General features: G+C 59.8%; 15 protein-coding genes. 6 read left to right on the forward strand and 9 right to left on the reverse strand.

What is annotated here, in order from left to right; genetic code table 11:
* Window positions 1-49 precede the first annotated feature (49 nt).
* The 4 genes from glyQ (at window position 50) to ACNFG0_RS11370 (ending at window position 4,414) form a co-directional block, all read left to right on the forward strand.
* Entirely contained in the window at window positions 50-997 is a 948-nt protein-coding gene (gene glyQ / locus ACNFG0_RS11355; protein WP_084855238.1) for a glycine--tRNA ligase subunit alpha, read from the forward strand.
* On the forward strand, window positions 994-3,048 hold the full coding sequence (glyS, locus tag ACNFG0_RS11360; protein ID WP_196154731.1) for a glycine--tRNA ligase subunit beta: 2,055 nt from the start codon (window positions 994-996) through the stop codon (window positions 3,046-3,048). The genes glyQ and glyS overlap by 4 nt, the downstream gene beginning before the upstream one ends.
* A 3-nt stretch (window positions 3,049-3,051) precedes the next feature.
* A complete protein-coding gene (gene gmhB / locus ACNFG0_RS11365; RefSeq protein WP_196145194.1) occupies window positions 3,052-3,579 on the forward strand; it encodes a D-glycero-beta-D-manno-heptose 1,7-bisphosphate 7-phosphatase in 528 nt (175 codons plus the stop codon).
* A gap of 64 nt (window positions 3,580-3,643) precedes the next feature.
* Window positions 3,644-4,414 carry a lysophospholipid acyltransferase family protein gene (locus ACNFG0_RS11370; RefSeq protein WP_196145195.1) on the forward strand — a complete coding sequence of 257 codons (771 nt, stop codon included), beginning with the start codon at window positions 3,644-3,646 and terminating at the stop codon, window positions 4,412-4,414.
* A gap of 192 nt (window positions 4,415-4,606) precedes the next feature.
* Here ACNFG0_RS11370 and ACNFG0_RS11375 read toward each other — a convergent pair whose 3' ends face one another.
* Both ACNFG0_RS11375 and ACNFG0_RS11380 read right to left on the reverse strand, forming a co-directional pair.
* Window positions 4,607-6,229: an MFS transporter gene (locus ACNFG0_RS11375; protein WP_416764853.1), complete on the reverse strand. Its 1,623-nt coding sequence runs from the start codon at window positions 6,227-6,229 to the stop codon at window positions 4,607-4,609.
* Window positions 6,230-6,325: 96 nt separating this feature from the next.
* Window positions 6,326-7,975 (reverse strand): GMC family oxidoreductase, encoded by a 1,650-nt coding sequence (locus tag ACNFG0_RS11380; RefSeq protein WP_416764854.1) that lies wholly within the window; start codon window positions 7,973-7,975, stop codon window positions 6,326-6,328.
* Between the two features lie 259 nt (window positions 7,976-8,234).
* Here ACNFG0_RS11380 and ACNFG0_RS11385 point away from each other — a divergent pair, with 259 nt between their 5' ends.
* Window positions 8,235-9,122 (forward strand): LysR family transcriptional regulator, encoded by an 888-nt coding sequence (locus tag ACNFG0_RS11385; RefSeq protein ID WP_196145198.1) that lies wholly within the window; start codon window positions 8,235-8,237, stop codon window positions 9,120-9,122.
* On the opposite strand, the gene ACNFG0_RS11390 is transcribed toward ACNFG0_RS11385, so the two are convergent.
* The 3 genes from ACNFG0_RS11390 to ACNFG0_RS11400 are packed head-to-tail and all read right to left on the reverse strand — an operon-like array spanning window position 9,111 to window position 12,131.
* Window positions 9,111-9,929, reverse strand: coding sequence for a sulfite exporter TauE/SafE family protein (locus ACNFG0_RS11390; protein ID WP_416764855.1), 819 nt, complete (start codon window positions 9,927-9,929; stop codon window positions 9,111-9,113). The two genes, ACNFG0_RS11385 and ACNFG0_RS11390, sit on opposite strands and share 12 nt — an antisense overlap.
* The gene (locus tag ACNFG0_RS11395) at window positions 9,926-11,206 is read right to left on the reverse strand and encodes an NAD(P)/FAD-dependent oxidoreductase (protein WP_416764856.1); all 1,281 of its coding nucleotides are present in this window, start codon (window positions 11,204-11,206) and stop codon (window positions 9,926-9,928) included. The genes ACNFG0_RS11390 and ACNFG0_RS11395 overlap by 4 nt, the downstream gene beginning before the upstream one ends.
* A gap of 40 nt (window positions 11,207-11,246) precedes the next feature.
* Window positions 11,247-12,131: an MBL fold metallo-hydrolase gene (locus ACNFG0_RS11400; protein WP_196145201.1), complete on the reverse strand. Its 885-nt coding sequence runs from the start codon at window positions 12,129-12,131 to the stop codon at window positions 11,247-11,249.
* 224 nt (window positions 12,132-12,355) lie between these two features.
* Here ACNFG0_RS11400 and ACNFG0_RS11405 point away from each other — a divergent pair, with 224 nt between their 5' ends.
* Entirely contained in the window at window positions 12,356-13,654 is a 1,299-nt protein-coding gene (locus tag ACNFG0_RS11405; protein ID WP_416764858.1) for a sigma-54 interaction domain-containing protein, read from the forward strand.
* 365 nt (window positions 13,655-14,019) lie between these two features.
* Here ACNFG0_RS11405 and ACNFG0_RS11410 read toward each other — a convergent pair whose 3' ends face one another.
* From ACNFG0_RS11410 to gyrB, 4 genes are all read right to left on the reverse strand, one after another.
* Window positions 14,020-16,389 (reverse strand): TOTE conflict system archaeo-eukaryotic primase domain-containing protein, encoded by a 2,370-nt coding sequence (locus ACNFG0_RS11410; protein ID WP_416764859.1) that lies wholly within the window; start codon window positions 16,387-16,389, stop codon window positions 14,020-14,022.
* A 190-nt stretch (window positions 16,390-16,579) separates the two neighbouring features.
* Window positions 16,580-17,179: a hypothetical protein gene (locus ACNFG0_RS11415; RefSeq protein WP_328311498.1), complete on the reverse strand. Its 600-nt coding sequence runs from the start codon at window positions 17,177-17,179 to the stop codon at window positions 16,580-16,582.
* Between the two features lie 5 nt (window positions 17,180-17,184).
* The gene (locus ACNFG0_RS11420) at window positions 17,185-18,342 is read right to left on the reverse strand and encodes an ImmA/IrrE family metallo-endopeptidase (RefSeq protein ID WP_230390373.1); all 1,158 of its coding nucleotides are present in this window, start codon (window positions 18,340-18,342) and stop codon (window positions 17,185-17,187) included.
* Window positions 18,343-18,741: 399 nt separating this feature from the next.
* Window positions 18,742-21,162: a DNA topoisomerase (ATP-hydrolyzing) subunit B gene (gyrB, locus tag ACNFG0_RS11425; RefSeq protein ID WP_196145205.1), complete on the reverse strand. Its 2,421-nt coding sequence runs from the start codon at window positions 21,160-21,162 to the stop codon at window positions 18,742-18,744.
* Between the last annotated feature and the right edge of the window lie 3 nt (window positions 21,163-21,165).

Genomic DNA, 21,165 nt, shown 5'->3' on the forward strand with positions numbered 1-21,165 from the left:
GTTATACTCCCGCTCTTTACATCCGCATCCCCAGATACAGGTGAATTTCGTGAGCCAGCCTACGCCAGCCGTGCGTACCTTCCAAGACCTGATCCTCGCCCTGCAGCAGTACTGGGCCGAGCAAGGTTGTGTGGTGCTTCAGCCCTACGATATGGAAGTAGGCGCCGGCACTTTCCACACCGCCACTTTCCTGCGTGCCGTCGGCCCGGAAACCTGGAACGCCGCCTATGTGCAGCCCAGCCGTCGTCCAACCGACGGGCGGTATGGCGAAAACCCCAACCGCCTGCAGCACTACTACCAGTTCCAGGTGGTGCTCAAGCCGAACCCGGCCAACTTCCAGGAGCTGTACCTCGGCTCCCTGAAGGCGATCGGCCTGGACCCGCTGGTCCATGACATCCGCTTCGTCGAAGACAACTGGGAGTCGCCGACCCTCGGCGCCTGGGGCCTGGGTTGGGAAATCTGGCTCAACGGCATGGAAGTGACCCAGTTCACCTACTTCCAGCAGGTCGGCGGCATCGAGTGCTTCCCGGTCACCGGCGAGATCACCTATGGCCTCGAGCGCCTGGCCATGTACATCCAGGGCGTGGACTCGGTCTATGACCTGGTCTGGGCCGACGGCCCGTTCGGCAAGGTCACCTATGGCGACGTGTTCCACCAGAACGAAGTGGAGCAGTCGACCTACAACTTCGAACACGCCAACGTCGAGAAGCTGTTCGAACTGTTCGACTTCTACGAAAGCGAAGCCAACCGCCTGATCAAGCTGGAGCTGCCGCTGCCGACCTACGAAATGGTCCTGAAGGCATCGCACACCTTCAACCTGCTCGACGCCCGCCGTGCCATCTCGGTGACCGAGCGCCAGCGCTACATCCTGCGCGTGCGCACCCTGGCCCGGGACGTGGCGCAAAGCTACCTGCAAGCCCGCGCACGCCTGGGCTTCCCGATGGCTACCCCTGAACTGCGTGACGAAGTGTTGGCTAAGCTGGAGGCTGCACAATGAGTGCTCAAGATTTCCTGGTTGAACTGGGCACCGAAGAGCTGCCACCCAAGGCCCTCGCCAGCCTCGGCGACGCCTTCCTGGCCGGCATCGAGAAAGGCCTGCAGGCCGCCGGCCTGAACTACACCGGCAAACAGGTGTACGCCGCACCGCGCCGCCTGGCCGTGCTGATCCGTCAGCTGGATGTGCAGCAGCCTGACCGCAGCATCAACATCGACGGCCCACCCCGCCAGGCGGCCTTCGACGCCGAAGGCAACCCGACCCAGGCCGCCCTTGGCTTTGCCAAGAAGTGCGGCGTGGAACTGGCCGAAATCGACCAGAGCGGCGCCAAGCTGCGCTTCTCCCAGCATATTCCGGGCAAGGCCACCGCGAGCCTGCTGCCGACCATCGTCGAAGACTCGCTCAACGACCTTCCGATCCCCAAGCGCATGCACTGGGGCGCCAGCCGTGAAGAGTTCGTGCGCCCGACCCAGTGGCTGGTAATGCTGCTCGGCGACCAGGTCGTCGACTGCACCATCCTGGCCCAGCAGGCCGGTCGCGAATCCCGTGGCCACCGCTTCCACCACCCGGAAAACGTCGCTCTAACCACCCCGGCCAACTACGTCGAAGACCTGCGCAAGGCCTACGTCCTGGCCGACTTCGCCGAACGCCGCGAGCTGATCGCCAAGCGCACCGCGGAGCTGGCCATGCAACAAGAAGGCTCGGCCATCGTGCCGCCTGCGCTGCTGGATGAAGTGACGGCTCTGGTCGAATGGCCGGTGCCGCTGGTGTGCTCGTTCGAGGAGCGTTTCCTGGAAGTGCCACAGGAAGCCCTGATCACCACCATGCAGGACAACCAGAAGTACTTCTGCCTGCTGGACAGCGAAGGCAAGCTGCTGCCGCGCTTCATTACCGTGGCCAACGTCGAGAGCCGCGACCCGAAGCAGATCGTGCAGGGCAACGAGAAGGTCGTGCGTCCGCGCCTGACCGATGCCGAGTTCTTCTTCAAGCAAGACAAGAAACAACCGCTGGAAACCTTCAACGAGCGCCTGAAGAACGTCGTGTTCCAGGCCCAGTTGGGCACCGTCTACGACAAGGCCGAGCGGGTTTCCAAGCTGGCCGCGTTCATCGCCCCGCTGATCGGCGGCGACGCCCAGCGCGCCGGCCGTGCCGGCCTGCTGTCCAAGTGCGACCTGGCCACCGAGATGGTCGGCGAGTTCCCTGAAATGCAGGGTGTGGCCGGTTACTACTACGCACTCAACGATGGCGAACCGGAAGACGTCGCCCTGGCGCTGAACGAGCAGTACATGCCGCGCGGTGCCGGCGCTGAGCTGCCGCAGACCCTGACCGGTGCTGCCGTGGCCATTGCCGACAAGCTCGACACCCTGGTCGGCATCTTCGGCATCGGCATGCTGCCCACCGGTAGCAAGGACCCGTACGCCCTGCGCCGCGCCGCCCTGGGCGTGCTGCGCATCCTGATCGAGAAGCAGCTGGACCTGGACTTGACCACTGCGGTCGAGTTCGCGGTCAAGCAATACGGCACCAAGGTCAAGGCCGCGGGCTTGTCCGAGCAGGTACTGGAATTCGTCTTCGACCGCCTGCGCGCGCGCTACGAGGACGAAGGCATCGACGTCGCCACCTACCTGTCGGTACGTGCCCTGAAACCGGGTTCAGCCTTGGATTTCGATCAGCGCGTACAAGCCGTGCAGGCCTTCCGCAAGCTGCCGGAAGCCGAGGCCCTGGCTGCGGTGAACAAGCGCGTGTCGAACCTGCTGAGCAAGGCCGAAGGCGCCATCGCCGAGCAGGTCGAGCCGAAGTACTTCGACAACGCCAACGAGTTCTCCCTGTACTCGGCCATCCAGCAGGCCGACCAGGCTGTGCAGCCGATGGCCGCCGCGCGCCAGTACAGCGAGTCGCTGGCCCGCCTGGCCGCCCTGCGTGATCCGGTCGACGCCTTCTTCGAGGCGGTGATGGTCAACGCCGAGGATGCCAAGGTACGCGCCAACCGTTATGCCCTGCTCAGCCGCCTGCGCGGCCTGTTCCTGGGCGTGGCCGACATCTCGCTGCTGGGGTAAGCCTTGAAACTGCTGATTCTTGATCGGGACGGCGTGATCAACTACGACTCGGACGCCTATATCAAGTCGCTGGAGGAGTGGGTGCCCATTCCCGGCTCGATCGAGGCCATCGCGCAGTTGAGCAAGGCGGGCTGGACGGTGGCCGTGGCCACCAACCAGTCCGGCATTGCCCGCGGCTACTACCCGCTGGCCACCCTCGAGGCCATGCATGCGCGCCTACGCGCGCTGGTGGCCGAGCAGGGCGGCGAGGTGGGTTACATCGTGCATTGCCCGCATGGGCCGGACGAGGGCTGCGATTGCCGCAAGCCCAAGCCTGGCATGCTGCGGGCGATCGCTGAGCATTACCAGGTGGGCCTGGCCGGCGTGTGGTTTGTCGGCGATAGTAAAGGTGACCTGGAGGCCGCCCTGGCCGTCGATGCACAACCTGTGCTGGTGAAGACCGGCAAAGGTGAGCGAACGCTGGAAAAAGGCGTTCCTCAAGGCACTTTGATTTTCGACGATCTGGCAGCCATCGCCAGAGCACTAATTTAAGCAGTGCGCCCACTGCGGCGCACTTTTCCTTAGGCGGGCACGCCCCGCAACGGTACATGCCACTATGTCGATCCTGCAGGCGATCAGAATCTTTCTTTTTTACCTGCTGTTGGGCACCAGTTCGCTGCTGTGGTGCTCGCTGAGCTTCTTCGTCGCGCCGTTCCTGCCGTTCCACAAGCGCTACCGGTTCATCAACGTTTACTGGTGCCGCTGCGCCGTGTTCCTGGCGCGGGTGATCCTGGGTATTCGCTACAAGGTCACCGGGGCCGAGAACGTGCCCACGCAGCCCTGCGTGATCCTGTCGAACCACCAGAGCACCTGGGAGACGTTCTTCCTGTCCGCCTACTTCTCGCCACTGAGCCAGGTGCTCAAGCGCGAGCTGCTGTACGTGCCGTTCTTCGGCTGGGCCATGGCCATGCTGCGACCCATCGCCATCGATCGGAAGAACCCCAAGGAAGCCCTGCGCCAGGTCGCCAGCAAAGGCGACGAGCTGCTCAAGCAAGGTGTGTGGGTGTTGATCTTCCCGGAAGGCACCCGTGTGCCCCATGGCCAGGTCGGCAAATTCTCCCGCGGCGGCACCGCACTGGCGGTGAATGCAGGCCTGCCGGTGCTGCCGATTGCCCATAACGCCGGCAAGTTCTGGCCCCGGGAAGGTTGGGGCAAGCGCCCAGGTACCATCGAAGTGGTGATCGGCGAGCCGATGTACCCGGTCGGTACCGGCCCACGTGCCATCGCCGAGCTCAACGACCGCGCCCAGGCCTGGAACGAAGCGGCCCAGCGGGCCATGGGTTCGCTGCCACCGGTGGCGGAAAATCCTGCGCAGCAAAGCGCCTGATGATCTGTGGATAACTTGTGAGCAAGTTTTGGATCAATGCCTTGAAATGCTAGATAAGTGATTGATTTGGTTAGTTATTTCTTTGTATGACCTTTTTCTGAAAATCGTGCATAAGTTTTTTCGAGGCATAAAAAAACCGGCTTTTACGCCGGTTTTTTTATGCCTCCCGCTCCACAGGTAGCAGTGCCACATTCAGACCTTGTCGATATCCACATCCTTGGTTTCTTTCAGGCAGAAGATCCCCACCACCAGGCTCACCCCGGTGATCAACACCGGGTACCACAGCCCGTAGAAGATATCCCCGGTATACACCACCAGCGCGAACGACACGGTGGGCAGGAAGCCGCCGAACCAGCCATTGCCGATGTGATAGGGCAGCGACATGGAGGTGTAGCGGATGCGGGTCGGGAACAGTTCGACCATCACCGCCGCCAGCGGCCCGTAGGTCATTGTGGCGATAAGGATCATGGCGACGATCAGCACCACCACCATCACCTGGTTGACACTCGCCGGGTCCGCCTTGGCCGGGTAGCCTGCCTCTTCGATGGCCATGCGCATGGCGGCTTCGTCGAACCCATCGATGTGCTGCTCACCGATGCTCACCACCACCGAGTCACCTGCAGGGGCATCCACCGAGCTGTAGGGCAGGCCCTGCTTGACCAGGAACGTCTTGACCTTGTCGCAGGGGCTGTCGAAGCGTGCCTTGCCGACAGGGTCGAACTGGAACGTACAACCTTGCGGGTCGGCCGTCACGACGATAGGCGCCTGCTGGCTGGCCGCGGCGATCTGCGGGTTGGCGTAATGGCTCAGGGCCTTGAACATCGGGAAGTACAACACGGTGGCCAGGAGCAGGCCGATCATCAGGATCGGCTTGCGCCCCACCCGGTCGGACAACCAGCCAAAGAATACGAAGAACGGCGCGCCGATCACCACGCTGATGATCAACAGCGTATTGGCCTGGGCCGGGTCCATCTTGAGCATCTGGGTCAGGAAGAACAGCACGTAGAACTGCGCGGTGTAGAAGGTCACGGCCTGCCCGGCATTGATGCTGAACAAGGCGGTGAGCACCACCTTGAGGTTGGGCCAGGAGGTGAAGGATTCACGAATCGGCGACTTGCTGACCTTGCCCTGGGCCTTCATCTTCACGAAGGCCGGCGACTCCTCCATGCTCATGCGGATCCAGGTGGAAATCGCCAGCAGGAAGATCGATAGCAGGAACGGCAAGCGCCAGCCCCAGGCTTCGAACTGGTCACCACTGATATAGCGGCTGCCCAGCACGACCACCAGCGAAAGCAGCAACCCAAGGGTGGCCGTGGATTGAATGAAACCGGTATGGAACCCGCGCTTGCCGGGCGGGGCGTGCTCGGCCACGTAGGTCGCCGCGCCGCCGTATTCGCCCCCCAGCGCCAAGCCCTGGAGCATACGCAGTAGCACCAGGATGATCGGCGCTGCGATACCGATGCTGGCGTAGGTCGGCAGCAAGCCAACGGCAAAGGTGGACAAGCCCATCAGCACGATGGTCACCAGGAAGGTGTACTTGCGCCCGATCATGTCACCCAGGCGACCGAACACCAGCGCACCGAATGGCCGCACCAGGAAGCCTGCAGCGAAGGCCATCAAGGCGAAGATGAACGCCGTGGTGTCGTTGACCCCAGCGAAGAACTGCTTGCTGATCACCGCTGCCAGGGCGCCATAGAGAAAAAAGTCATACCACTCGAACACCGTCCCGAGGGATGACGCGAAAATGATCTTGCGTTCCTCACGTCGGCTGACCGTGCTGGCTGCCGTGCCTTGCTCTTGGATGTAATCCGACATCGTTGCTGTCCTCGGCCCGCAGGCCACAGTGATTATTGTTGTTTTCCACTGTCGACGGCTTCTGACCACAAGCCGCCGGTGTTGCACGCACCCGGGTCAGGGCGTCGGTATCGCGTTCAGGTCGCTGAGGTTGGTCTGTGTAGGGCTCCCGTTGCGGATCAGTTGCGCCGCCTTCTCGGCGATCATCAGTGTGGGTGAACAGGTATTGCCCGAGACGATCTGCGGCATGATCGAGGCATCGGCGATGCGCAAGCCTGGTATGCCATGCACCCGCAGTTGGCTGTCCACCACATCCAGCGGGCCGCTGCCCATGCGGCAGGTACCGACCGGATGGAAGATGGTGGTGCCGATTTTGCCGGCGGCCTCGTGCAGCTGCTGCTCGGTCTGCAGGGCAGGGCCTGGCAGGTATTCACGAGGGTCGAACGCCGCCAGGGCAGGGGCCTGGACGATGCGCCGGGTAAGGCGGATGGCATCGGCGGCCACGCGCAGGTCCTCGGGGTCGCTCAGGTAGTTCGGGTCGATCAAGGGCGCGGCGTGCAGGTCGGCCGAACGGATATCGATACGTCCACGGCTGGCGGGACGCAGGTTGCACACCGACGCGGTGAACGCCGGGAAACGATGCAACGGCTCACCGAAACGCTCCAGCGACAAGGGCTGGATGTGATACTGCAGGTTGGCAGTGGCCTGCTCGGGTCCGGAACGAACGAACGCGCCCAGCTGGCTCGGTGCCATGGCCAGTGGGCCACTGCGATCGTAGAGATAGCGCAGGCCCATTTCCATCTTGCCCCATAAGCTGTTGGCCATTTGGTTGAGCGTACGGGTGTTGCGCACCTGGTAGATCAGGCGCAGTTGCAGGTGGTCCTGCAAGTTGCCACCCACGCCGGGCAGCTCATGACGCACACCGATTCCAAGGCCCTCGAGCAGCTTGCGCGGGCCGATGCCGGAACGCTGGAGGATGCCAGGCGAACCCACGGAGCCTGCGCAGAGAATGATCTCCCGCTGCGCCTTGAATGCATGCCAGGCGCCTTGCCATCGTGCCTTGACGGCCGTGGCGCGGGTGTTGTCGAGAATCACCTGGTCGACCTCTACCCCGGTGAGCACGGTAAGGTTGGGGCGCGTCTGCACAGGCCGCAGGAAGGCCTTGGAGGCATTCCAACGCACGCCGCTGCGCTGGTTGACCTGAAAATATCCACAGCCTGCGTTGTCGCCGGTGTTGAAGTCGGCCACCTTGGCGATGCCGCTTTGCTCGGCGGCGTCGCGGAAGGCATCGAGGATCGGCCAGCTGTAGCGTTGCTGCTCGACCCGCCATTCCCCATCGCCACCATGGCTGTCGCTGGCGCCAGCGAAATGGTGCTCGCTGGCCTTGAACAGGGGCAGCACGTCCTTCCATGCCCAGCCGTCGTTGCCCTGCTCGGCCCAGCGGTCGTAGTCGGCGGCCTGGCCGCGCATGTAGATCATGCCGTTGATCGAAGAGCAGCCGCCCAGCACCTTGCCTCGTGGGTAGCCCAGGCTACGACCACCCAGGCCTGGCTGCGCCTCGGTGTTGAAGCACCAGTCGGTACGTGGGTTGCCGATGCAGCGCAGGTAACCGACGGGAATGTGAATCCAGGGATAGTTGTCACGGCCCCCTGCTTCGAGCAGCAGGACGCGGCAGGAAGGGTCGACGGACAAGCGGTTGGCCAGCAGGCAACCGGCGGGGCCGGCACCGACGACCACATAGTCGAAGACAGAATCGGCTGATGGCATGTGAAACCTCGCGCCTGATTTTTATTCTTGTCGAGGACCATCTTATTGATTAATTTCGCTGACGAAACACGAGATTTCGCGCAGCCGCTGTGCGTTTTAGCACAGCGCCCACCGCAGCCGTAATGCCGATCTCTGTGGGAACGGGCTTGTCCCGCGATTGCGTAACAGCTGACAACGCTGGCGGCCTGGCCGATGCAATCGCGGGGCAAGCCCACTCTCACAGGGTGCAGTGAAGCCCCCAAATTCACAGGGAAACAGCATGTTCGACTGGAATGATCTGCGGTTTTTCCTCGAGTTGCAGCGCAGCGGCCGGCTGCTGACCGCCGCCAAGCGCCTCAACACCACCCACAGCACCGTCGCCCGGCATATCGAGAGCATCGAACAGAGCCTGGGTACTGCGTTGTTCGTCCAACATGCTCAGGGCTACGAACTCACACCTTCCGGCCAGGCACTGCTCAAGCATGCCGAGGCCATGGAAAACGTGGCCCTGCTCGCCCAGGAAGAAATCACCCAGGCCGCCGCACCTTTGGGCAAGATCCGCCTCGGCGTCACCGAAGGCATCGGCATCATGTTCTTCACCCCGCGCATGAATGCGCTCTTCGAACGTTATCCGGGGCTCGAGGTGGAATTGGTCGCGGTGCCGCGTTTCGTGAGCATTCTCAACCGCGAGGCGGAAATCAGCATCCACCTGGAACGCCCCAGCGCCGACCTGTTGATCACGCGCAAGCTCACCGACTACCGCCTGGCCCTGTATGCCAGCCAGGCGTACCTGGACCGGGCACCGCCCCTGCGTAACCGTGAAGACTTGGCCCGGCACAACTGGATCGGCTACGTCGATGATTTACTGTTCAGCCAGGAATTGCTGTTTCTCAACAGCTTCTGCCGCGCGCCCAACGTGGTGTTCCGCAGCACCAGCGTGATCGCCCAGCAACAGGCCGCCAGCGCCGGGTTGGGCATTGCCGTGCTGCCCAACTACATGGCGCGGCACGACCCCTCGCTGGTTCGGGTATTGCCTAGCGAAACCATCCAGCGCAGCTACTGGATCTGCACACGCCGCGAACTGCACAAGTCGGTACGCCTGCGAGTGGTCTGGGACTACCTGCTGGCGCTGTGTAACGCAGAGCAGGCCGAGCTGCTAGCCGACTAGCACCTTGCCCGCCAGCAACAGCGCCGCGCCGATGCCGGTCACAGCGAACAATTGCTGCAGGCGTGGCCCGGCCAGCTTGCTTGCCAGAGGCCGCGCCAGCAACAGACCAAGCACGGCACCCACAGCAAACGGCGCACCTACCGTCCAATGCATGACGCCGGCCAGGCTGGCGCTGGCCACGCTGCCCACGGACACCAAGGCGATCACCGCCAGTGAAGTGGCGACAATGCTCTTCATGTCCAGGTTGGTGTAGCGGTTCAAGGCCGGGATGATGACGAAACCACCACCCACACCCAGCAAGCCGGACAACAGGCCCGCCAGCACGCCGGTGAACGCCAGCGCGCGGGCGCAGGGGAGGGTCCAGCGCAGCCGCCCCTGCAGCGGGTTGAGCACGCAGGGCATGATCTGCCGATCGCCACAGGCCGGTTCGCCGCGCAGCTCACGCCTCGCCTTGCGCCAGATGCGCAAGCAGGCATAGACCAGCACTCCGGCGAACACCAGCGCCAGCGGGGTGTTCGGCAAGCGATGCGCGAGCATCAGGCCGAACGGCGCAGCAATCACACCGATGGCCGCGATGAACATGGCTGCGCGGTAGCGCACCAGGCCCTGGCGCAACCCCAGCAACGCTCCGACCGCCGCCGCCAAGCCCACGGCAAGCAAGCCGATGGGAGCCGCCTCGACCATCGACAGCCCCAGGCCGAACACCAGCAAGGGCACCGCGAGAATCCCGCCACCGGCACCGGTCAGGGCCAGCACAGCGCCAATGGCCGCCCCCAGCACAGCACCAACGAGTTGCTGTTCGATCACTGCCCGGCCTCGACTACCAAGGGTTGTGGCCGCGCCAACCATTCGCGGCCCTTGAGCATCCCTCGCCAGTACAGCGGCGGCAGTATCCGTGCCTTGAGCAACCAGGCCAGGCGCGTGGGCTGGCGCCCGTCGAGCAGCCAGCGAGGGAAGCTCGGCGCCACCTTGCCGCCGTAGGTGAATTCGGCGAGCACGATTTTGCCCCGTTCGACCGTCAACGGGCAGGAGCCGTAGCCATCGTATTGAGCCAGAGTGGCCAAGCGTTCCAAACCCACCAGCACATTGTTGGCGACTACCGGAGCCTGCTTGCGCGCAGCCGCGGCGGTCTTGGCATTGCTGGTGTTGATGACGTCCCCAAGGGCATGGATATTGGCGAATCGACGATGGCGCAGGGTCGCTGGGTCCACATCCACCCAACCGGCGGCATCGGCGAGCGAACTTTGCCGGATGAAGTCCGGCGCGACCTGTGGCGGCACCACATGGAGCATGTCGAAGGCTTCGACCCGGGTCTCGCTGCTGCCGTCTGGCAGTGTGCGCACGAAGGTAGCGCGCCTGTTCGGCCCGTCCACCGCCACCAAGCGATGGGAGTAGTTGAGATCGACGCCATACTTGTCGATATAGGCCATGAGTGCGGGCACATATTCGGCAACGCCGAACAACACTCCACCAGCGTTGAAGAAGCAGGGTTTGATCGCGCCCAGGTGCCCCTGGCGCAACCAGTGGTCACATGACAGGTACAACGCCTTTTGTGGCGCACCGGCACACTTGATTGGCATCGGTGGCTGGGTGAACAGCGCACGACCCTGTTTGAGCGTTTGCACCAACTGCCAGGTATAGGGCGCCAGATCGTAGCGGTAATTGGACGTCACGCCATGGCGGCCCAAGGTTTCTTCGAGCCCTTCGATGGCGCTCCAATCCAGCTTGAGGCCTGGGCAAACCACCAGTTGCTCATAGCTGATGGCACGACCATCCGCCAAGGTGACCAACTGCGCCTGAGGGTCAAAGCCTTCGACCCGCGCCTTTATCCAACGCACGCCACGGGGAATGATCGAGGCCATGGTGCGGGCCGTGTTCGGTGCCTTGAACACACCAGCGCCGACCATGGTCCAGCCAGGCTGGTAATAATGGACGTCCGCTGGGTCGACCAGGGCGATGTCCAGGGAAGGGTCACGGGCGATAAGGCTTGAGGCGGTGGCGATACCGGCAGCACCGGCGCCGACGATCACCACTTTATGGTGGTCGGCACGGGACGTATCGGCAGGGGACAGCAGGGCAGGCATGGCAGTGTTCCTTGAATCGCGTTATGGGTGCAGCGCGGGCTTACAGCGTGTTCAGCGGGATTTTCAGATAGCTCACGCCATTCGCTTCAGGCTCGGGGAATTGCCCGCTGCGCATGTTGATCTGCACCGAAGGCAGAATCAGCACAGGCATGTCGAGGGTGGCGTCGCGGGCTTCACGCATGGAGACGAAACTGTCCTCGCTGACACCTTCATGGATATGGATATTGCCGGCACGCTGCTCGGCGACAGTGGTCACGTAGCACAGCTCGCGACCGCCTGGCAGGTAGTCATGGCACATGAACAGGCGGGTCTGGTCAGGGAAGGCCAACAGGCGACGGATCGACCGATACAGGGTGCGAGCACTGGCACCGGGGAAATCGCAACGGGCAGTGCCGTAGTCGGGCGTGAACAACGTATCGCCGACGAACACGGCAATCTCGCCTGCATCCTCGACCATGTAGCTCATGCAGGCCGGGGTATGCCCAGGCGTGTGCAGGGCTCGGGCATTCAGGTTGCCGATGCGAAAGCCTTCCTCATCCTCGAACAGCACATCGAACTGGCTGCCGTCACGAGCGAAACCAGGCTCGGCATTGAACAGCGTGCCGAAAGTCTTCTGCACCTGGGTAATCTGCGCGCCGATGGCGATGGTGCCTCCGAGCCGGCCCTTGAGATAAGCCGCGGCAGACAGGTGATCGGCGTGAACGTGAGTTTCGAGAATCCATTGCACCTTGGCCTCGAGCGACTCGACCAACGCGATCAGGCGGTCAGCCGACTCGGTGCTGGTGCGGCCGGACTTGGGGTCATAGTCCAGCACGCTGTCGATCAGCGCGCACTGGCGCGTCTCGCCATCCATGACCAAGTAGCTGAGGGTCGAGGTCGCCTTGTCGAACAAGGCTTCCACATGAAGGTTGTTGCCGATGATCATTTCACTCTCCAGTTATCCACCCGGCCTTCTTGAAAGGCTTAGGCGGTGCAGAGAGCTTTATCAAGATACATGCCACCATTGCGCCCCCTGTAGGAGCGGGCTTTTCCGGCGATGAAGGCAGCGTGGCTTGTCTTTTCCCCGGCAGAAATGGCAGTCGACTGACAGCCAATGGCAGTGTTTGGCAGTCCTTGCTACGCTCGCCAAGTCCTTTATTTGGTGCCGTCATGCAAGCTGCTTCCCAACCCGCGATTCTCGCGCTGGTGTCCTACCTCGAACACGATGTGCTGCCCAGCATCGTGCTGGACACCGACTACAACATCCTTGCCGCCAACGCCGCCTATCGTCGTCAGTTCGGCAGCCAGGACCATGCGCCCATCGGCGAGAAATGCCATCGGGTCTCGCACCATTACGCCGTACCTTGCGACCAAGCCGGCGAGCATTGCCCGTTGCGCAAATCGCTGGACAGCAAAATGCCGGAGCGCGTGCTGCATATTCACCATACGCCTCGAGGCCCCGAGCATGTGGATGTGGAACTGCGCCCGATCCTCGATGACGAGGGCAGGGTGATGGCATTTGTCGAACGTCTGACCAGCGTTACCCTGGCCTCCGCCCAGCCGCAAGAACAGGGGCTGGTCGGTCGGGCTCCAGCGTTCAAGTCGGCCGTCGCCAGCCTGCAACGGGCAGCACCGGCACAGATCCCAGTGCTGCTGCAGGGGGAGTCCGGTACCGGCAAGGAGTTGTTCGCGCGTGCTTTGCACCTGGGTAGCCCTAGGGCTAATGGTCCGCTGGTGGTGGTGGACTGTACTGGGCTGACCGAATCGCTGTTCGAGAGCGAGCTGTTCGGCTATGAGAAGGGAGCGTTTACCGGTGCGACTCAGCGCAAGATCGGGCTAGCCGAAGCGGCCCATGGGGGCACGCTGTTTCTCGACGAAATCGGTGAAGTCCCCTTGGCCATGCAGGTGAAGCTTTTACGCCTGATCGAGTCGGGCAGTTTCCGCCCGGTGGGCAGCACGCGAACGGTCCATTCGGATTTCCGCCTGGTCTCGGCGACGCACAAGCCCTTGAAGCAAATGGCCGCGGAGGGTTCATTCCGTGAAGACCTGTACTACCGCATCAGCGGCTTTCCGATTCGCCTGCCGGCTTTGCGTGAACGGGTGGAAGATTTGCCCCTGCTATGCGAAAGCCTGTTGCAACGAATGGCAGGCAAGCAGTCGCCGCAAATGACTGCCGAAGCACTGGACCGGCTTAGCCTGCATACTTTTCCGGGCAATATCCGTGAACTGCGCAATATCCTGGAACGAGCCCGGCTGTTTGCCGACGACGGACTGATTCGACCGGAACACCTACAGGAGGATATCTATCCGGTGGCCGAGCCGATTGTTCCACGAGGACGCGCTCGAAAAGAGAAGGCCGACCTGATTCACGCATTGGAGACCTTCAAAGGGTCTCGAAGTGAGCTGGCCGAGCACCTGGGGATGAGTGAACGGACCTTGTACAGGCGGCTGAAAGAGTTGGGTTTCTAGAACGTTCCACGTGAAACATTGACGATGCTTTTCCATCAGGCAAAAAAAGCCAATCCATAAGGACTGGCTTTTTTCTGCTGCTCGCTAATTGTCGATGGGCATATAAATTGTCACAGCTCCCCTCGAGAAAATGGGGGTTCCACGTGGAACATGGGCGCCATAAATGTCGCGTATGTAACCGAATTCGTGTCGTATTGCGGCTTCCTGGCCCTATTAAATGTCGTTTCAAAACCGGCCTCTTCACGCTAGTAGAATACGAACAGACGACAGGAGCATGTTTCGCTACAAGCCACCATCTAGCCACAGGCCTCCAAGCATGCGGAAGCATACGCCCACACCAACGAGGGCGGATCAGGTACCCCATCCTAGAGCAGTTTCATAGTAGCTAGGGTATCCATCATCCGGTACCCCATCGTCCTGTAGCCCATTTTGCGCTTTTCCCACATCCGCATTAATGCGACGTTGCCCTCATCCACAAAATCGATGACTTGTACGTCAGTCTTGGCAGTGTGCGCTCGATGCAGCCGACCGGTGTACTGCTGGAGAATTCCTCGCCAGGAAATGGGCATAGCCAACACGAGAGTATCCAATGCAGGATGGTCAAATCCCTCACCAATCAATTTTCCGGTAGCAAGAAGCACACGAGGTGCGTCTTCAGATAAGGACTCAAGCTCTGAAAGCCGAGCTAACCGCTGCTTCTTAGGCATTCGCCCATGGAGGGTGTAGAGGTTTTCGACATGTCCCTTCAGTGCATGCTCTAGAACATCTACATGCTCGGTGCGCTGTGTCAGCACGAGTACTTTTCTACCTTGGTCATACGCGGAGCGAACGTCCGAAACAATCAGCGCGGTACGCCCCGTATCATCAGCAAGAGTTTTGAAGACGTCCTGTATCCCCGCACCTCCAGGTAATGGGATCGGACCTGAGAGCATTCGAGGAATGACTGACAAATCATGGGGAGCGCTTTCTGGTCGAGCGGCAGTATGCCGAATGGGACCGCACTGCATGAAAATGATTGGCTGCTGCCCATCTCGACGGATGGGTGTAGCGGTCAGCCCAAGCACATATCGCGCGGGGGCGCTCCTAAGCAATGCTTCAAAAGACACCGCCGAGAGGTGATGGCACTCATCGACAATGACCTGACCGTAATTTTTGATCAGATCGCTGATTTCACCTTTCCGCGAAAGTGACTGCATCACAGCAATGTCGATCTGCCCAGTTGTCTTGGGCTTCCCACCGCCAATCGTACCGACGACCTCTTTGCCTACGCCCAAGAATGTTTGTAACCGAGCTTGCCACTGTCGAAGCAGTTCTGTGCGGTGCACCAGCACTAGCGTGTTGACTCTACGCCTGGCGATGAGTGCGGCAGCAGTTACTGTTTTGCCAAACGCAGTAGGGGCGCAGAGTATCCCGGTGTCGTATGGCATTAAAGCGTGGATCGCCGCGTCTTGATCTGGCCGTAAAGTACCTAAGAAATCGACGTCGAGGCTAACGCCAGCAAAGCGTTCATCCTGTAGCTGTGGGGTAATTTTGTACTCATTTAACAGGTCCAGTACCGCATCCCAGCAACCCCGGGGAATCCCAATATGCTGAGGAAAATTTTGTGCACAGCCGATTACCCTGGGCTTGTTCCAGACTGATAGGCGCATGGCCTGTGCCTTGTAAAAGTCAGGATTTTGAAAAGCAGCGAGTCGGATTAGCTGGTTAGCCAAGGGTTGCGGCAACTGCGATTTTTCAAAGTAAATCAGGTTCGCCAGCGTGACGTTAAGGGTAGCTGGCAGAGGGCAGGTCAACGACCGGGACGTTCGCTCACGCTGTTTCCATGGCTCGGTATCGTTCTGCTCGTCGACAAAAGCAACCCCCAATGGATCGCGATTGCCCATAGCTTGATTGATAACGGGTTGGATATCCTCAGGGCTCATCCGTCGAACAGAGGCTAGGAACCGCCATTGGTCGGGATATGGCTCAAAGGAATCATCGACAAAAACACTGTGATTGTTAGCCCTGGCTCGCTTTTGCAGTGGCAACGCAATTAGGTTACCGAACCCACCCTTAGGCATGAAATCCTGATTCGGGAAGAGCCTGTCGTAGGAACTGAGTGACAGTTGTCGGGTGCGTTCACAAGCATGACTGATGATCGCGGCTCCCAGACGACGGGCCTCAATCGCAGGCACTTTATCTTGGAAGAAAATCCATGCGTGTGCTCCATTACCAGAGCGAGAGATTTCAAGTGCTACGGGGACATCGAGAGAGCGAGAAGCTTGCACAAAGGCCAATGCATCTTCTCGCCAATCAGCCTCATCGAAATCGACAGCTAGGAAGTGGCACGTATCATCCAAAAGCAACGGATACACGCCGACCACAATCGTCCCAGCTAAATGTCGATAAATAACCTCGTCACTCACCGACAGGAGCTGGCGCTGCCCACAATCACTGCATTTGATGCGTGGCTTCTCGCAGACTCCAGGTCGCCATTCGTTGGCGCAGGCCGGTGCATAGCCAGATTTGCCGCCCCTGCTTTCCCAGCGCAACGGATAGGTATCAATACGGCCTTTGAACAAACTGCGAAAAAGGGCGAGTTTGCTATTAGTATCAAGGTTGGTAAGCGACTGATCCACTACCGGCATACATACAGACTCAGCTGGAAGCTGCCACTCAATACCATGTGATTCAAGCAAAGCTATCAGTCGAGCATTTTCAGCCCGCAATTTCGCCACAAGCGTGGAATCAGTCACCGCTTCGGAACCCCAGCCGTTGAGAGATCAACCTTTGAACAGGCTATCAGCAGGGGCAAAGCGGATCAAACAGCTACGGTTTAGCAGAGTGCAGCCCAAGCCCGGACAAGCATCAATCAAGCTATAGATGCAAAGCTACGGATTTCCTCCCATCCTGCTTATGGAATCTCTGTAGGTCCAATGTCGGACATCACCCATTTAGCCCCTTACCGAACAGCTTCACAAAGGCAGTGTGCTTCGCTTGCCGCCATGTCTCAGTCAGATCACCATTTAGCTCTAGCGCTTCGAAAATGCTTTTGACTTGCTCATTAGTGACGAGCTTTGCCGTAAGCATTTTCTTGAGCAGCTCATGGCCGTGCCAGACAGCAATACCGAAATCTTGAGCCAGCTTGTGCATACCTAGGTCATCCGTGACCACTATGGCGTTTCGGATTTGACCAAATGCAAGCACTCGACAGTCCGTCGAGGAAGGAGGTGAGCGGCCCGCCGTGGTATAGACTGCCGGATTCATTAAGACCCAACCCCGCAGCACGCTTTGCGCAGCCGCCAACTGGCCTCTCTCATCAGCGCTGAGGCGAACCTGCTTCGCAATTCGCTCAGCGGCGAGATCCGCACCGTCGAACCAAGGAAATTTGAACTTCAATGCACCACTGCGATGCACTTCTTCCTCAACGTCTTTCAGAATAGTCAAAACGTAGTTTTTCTGGCCAAACGCAACGCCCAACATCGGCCGCACCCGCTTCGCCAGCCGGAGATACGCATTAGTATCCAGCAAGACGAGCGTGAGCACCGCATTCAACGCGCCAGCTCGCCATAAATTGCAGTGGCATCACTGAGGGACACGTCCATGATTTGCTGAACATAGGACGGGCCCGTGCCGTGCTCACGAATCATGCGTTTGAGCGCAAGAAAAAACTCCGACTGAAATACATTCGACGCAGCCGCAAGATATTGCGCCGGCTTGGGCGGAATCGGTTCAAACAAGAGCGTGCTGACCAGTCGCGGTTCTGAGCTGTTTCGCACTTTATGGATTGTTGTTTCGATCACCCGCAATGACGGCAGCTGGTTTTCCGCTGCATAACCTTGGGTCTGCTGGAACACCGTGTTCAATGAAATTTGGTGATGCCGGGCATGTCGCTGAAGGACATGCACTTCCCCAGCAGCGCTGGACGCTTGAGCCGCCTCAGAATACGCGAGCTGCGCACAGGTCTCAGGAAACAGTAGTGCGCCAGCAAAAGCGTCCGCAAAATCTTCCCCTGCATCACTCCCTGCCAGGTCAGGGGTGTAGACATGCGCCAATTCGTGAGCCATCCAGAACTTAAAGTCTTCCAGCTTAGTGTCCAGATTGACGAACACGAAAGTGGCGTCTGACGCCGGCAATAGAATGTGCAGCGCATTCTTGTGTTGCTGCTTGTGTCCCCAGAGAACGGGCACGAGCACAGCTCCACACGCCTTGAATTCGGCAATCAGCGCTTCATACCCCAGCACACTGCGCTCACCCAAGCCCAATTTCTCGCGCACTTGGGACACATCGCTCTGCAAACGCGCATAGCTGATGGAAGGCGACGAAATCTGAGTGCGTAAGGTGGGCAGCTTAGGCAAAAAATCGACGAGAGGCTTGAGCAAACCGCCGATACCTATCGCTTTCAGAATGTGTTCATCGGTGGTTTTGGTGCCAGCCTTCTTGCGGAACGCCACTACCGGCTGATCCGGAGGTGGGGCAACCAACTGCGAAAACGGCAACTGCAGCGTCGTGGCCAACTTCAGCAGTTTGTCCGGACGGGGAAAGTCCTTGCCTTTAAACCAGTTAGTGACGGATTGCGCCGAAACTCCCATCTGGTCTGCCAAGTCTTTTTGAGTCCAGCCACGCTGAACAAGGGCCGCGCGAAGCGACTCGGTGTGTAGGGTATTTTGCATAGTCGTTAATGTAGGGGTTCGCTCGATCAAAATCAAGTTTGATCAAGTTTCTCGCGTGCCTGTAGCGAACCCCTGAGCACTGAGGATTGCCTGGAGGGCCCAATGAGCGGGAGGCGAAACCTGACGTCGACCTACGCAGGTTCAATACGCCCTCACGCCTGTATCAGGGTCGGGGACCGCTTGGCCGACGGTGGTTGCCGGCGTGCATTCCTGCGCTATATGAGATCCTGGTGATTGGTTGAGTAGGAGTAGAAGGGCATGAGAAAGGCGGTTGAGTAGGACACCTTGCAATCATTGGCTGAATCCTTCCTAAAGAAAACCCCAGCAGGCACATGACCTACTGGGGCTTCTTTCTTCTAGCCACTAATTTTGGCTATCAAGCTTAACTCTGGCCGAAAAGGCAAATAACTCTGCTCTCCATAGCTAACTCGCTAATCAGAAGTCCAAGTTGGACACCGACAGCGCATTGCTTTCGATGAAGTCACGACGCGGCTCGACCGCATCGCCCATCAAAGTGTTGAACAGCTGATCGGCAGCGATAGCATCCTCGATGGTCACCTTGAGCATGCGGCGCACGGTTGGGTCCATCGTGGTTTCCCACAGCTGGTCAGGGTTCATCTCGCCCAAACCTTTGTATCGCTGGATGGTGTGACGCTTGGTGGTTTCGTTCATCAGCCAGTCGAGGGCTTCCTTGAACTCAGTGACCGCCTTGCGACGCTCGCCACGCTGAACATAGGCGCCTTCGCCCAGCAGGGTCGCCAACTTGGCGCCCACCGCGACAACCGAGCGGTAGTCGTTGCTTCCGAAGAAATCGCGGTTGAAAGTGACATAGCTGGCCAGGCCGTGGGAGGTGATTTCCACTTCCGGCAGCCAGATGTTGCGCTCCTTGTCTTCGCGCAGGCTGGCTTGATAGGTCAGGCCGGACTTCTGGCTGTTGTTCAGGCGCTCCTGGAACTTGCCCAGCCATGCCTGCATGCCGGCATGGTCTGCCAAGTGCTCGAGGGTGACTTCCGGCAGGTAGATGAAGTGCTCGGTCAACTCTTCCGGATACAGGCGCGACAGACGCTTGAGCGTCTTCATCACACCACGGAATTCGTTCACCAACGCTTCGAGCTGCACGCCGGAAACGGCTGGCGCCGACTCATCCAGGTGCAGGCTGGCATCCTCCAGGGCCGACTGGGTCATGTATTCTTCCATGGCCTCGTCGTCCTTGATGTACTGCTCCTGCTTGCCTTTCTTCACCTTGTACAGCGGCGGCTGGGCGATATAGATATAGCCACGCTCGACCAGCTCCGGCAACTGACGGAAGAAGAAGGTCAGCAGCAGGGTACGGATGTGCGAACCGTCAACGTCAGCATCGGTCATGATGATGATGTTGTGATAACGCAGCTTGTCGATGTTGTACTCTTCGCGGCCGATGCCACAGCCCAGCGCGGTGATCAGCGTGCCCACTTCCTGGGACGAGATCATCTTGTCAAAACGTGCTTTCTCGACGTTGAGGATCTTGCCCTTGAGCGGCAGGATCGCCTGGGTACGACGGTTACGGCCTTGCTTGGCCGAACCACCGGCGGAGTCACCCTCCACTAGGTAGAGTTCGGAAAGGGCAGGGTCCTTTTCCTGGCAGTCAGCGAGCTTGCCTGGCAGGCCGGCGATGTCCAGCGCACCTTTACGGCGGGTCATCTCACGAGCCTTGCGCGCGGCTTCACGGGCACGGGCTGCATCGATCATCTTACCGACAACCGCCTTGGCCTCGTTGGGGTTCTCCAACAGGAAGTCGGCGAAGTACTTGTTCATCTCCTGTTCCACGGCGGTTTTCACCTCCGAGGAAACCAGCTTGTCCTTGGTCTGGGAGCTGAATTTCGGGTCCGGCACCTTGACCGAAATGATCGCGGTCAGGCCTTCGCGGGCATCATCACCGGTGGTCGCGACCTTGTTCTTCTTGGCCAGGCCTTCTTGCTCAATGTAGTTGTTCAGGCTACGCGTCAGCGAAGAACGGAAGCCGACCAGGTGGGTACCACCATCGCGCTGCGGAATGTTGTTGGTGAAGCACAGCAGGTTTTCGTTGAAGCTATCGTTCCACTGCAGGGCAACTTCAACACCCACGCCGTCATCACGCTGAACATTGAAGTGGAACACCTGGGAGTTGACCGGGGTCTTGTTGGTGTTCAGGTACTCAACGAATGCGCGCAGGCCGCCTTCGTACTTGAAGAACTCTTCCTTGCCGGTGCGTTCGTCCTTGAGCAGGATGCCGACGCCCGAGTTCAGGAAGGACAGTTCGCGAATCCGCTTGGCCAGAATGTCCCAGCTGAAGTGGATGTTCTTGAAGGTTTCAGCCGAAGGCTTGAAGTGGATATGGGTGCCGGTGGTTTCGCTATCACCGACAACGGCCATAGGCGCCTGTGGAACACCATGGACGTAGGTCTGTTCCCAGATTTTGCCGCTGCGGCGTACGGTCAATACCAACTTCTCGGACAGGGCGTTTACCACGGATACGCCCACACCGTGCAAGCCACCGGAAACTTTATAGGAGTTGTCGTCGAACTTACCACCGGCGTGCAGGACGGTCATGATGACCTCGGCAGCCGATACACCTTCTTCCTTGTGGACATCAACAGGAATGCCGCGACCGTTGTCGCGAACACTGATGGATTCGTCAGGGTGAATGATGACAGTGATGTCGTCGCAATGACCGGCGAGGGCTTCGTCGATCGAGTTATCGACCACTTCGAATACCATGTGGTGCAGGCCGCTGCCATCATCGGTGTCGCCAATGTACATGCCGGGACGCTTGCGCACGGCATCCAGCCCTTTCAGCACCTTGATGCTGGAGGAGTCGTACGTTTGATTTTCGCTCATGCC

Origin of the sequence: Pseudomonas sp. NY15372 (assembly GCF_048068215.1) — a bacterium.
GTDB classification, from domain to species: Bacteria; Pseudomonadota; Gammaproteobacteria; order Pseudomonadales; family Pseudomonadaceae; genus Aquipseudomonas; species Aquipseudomonas guariconensis_A.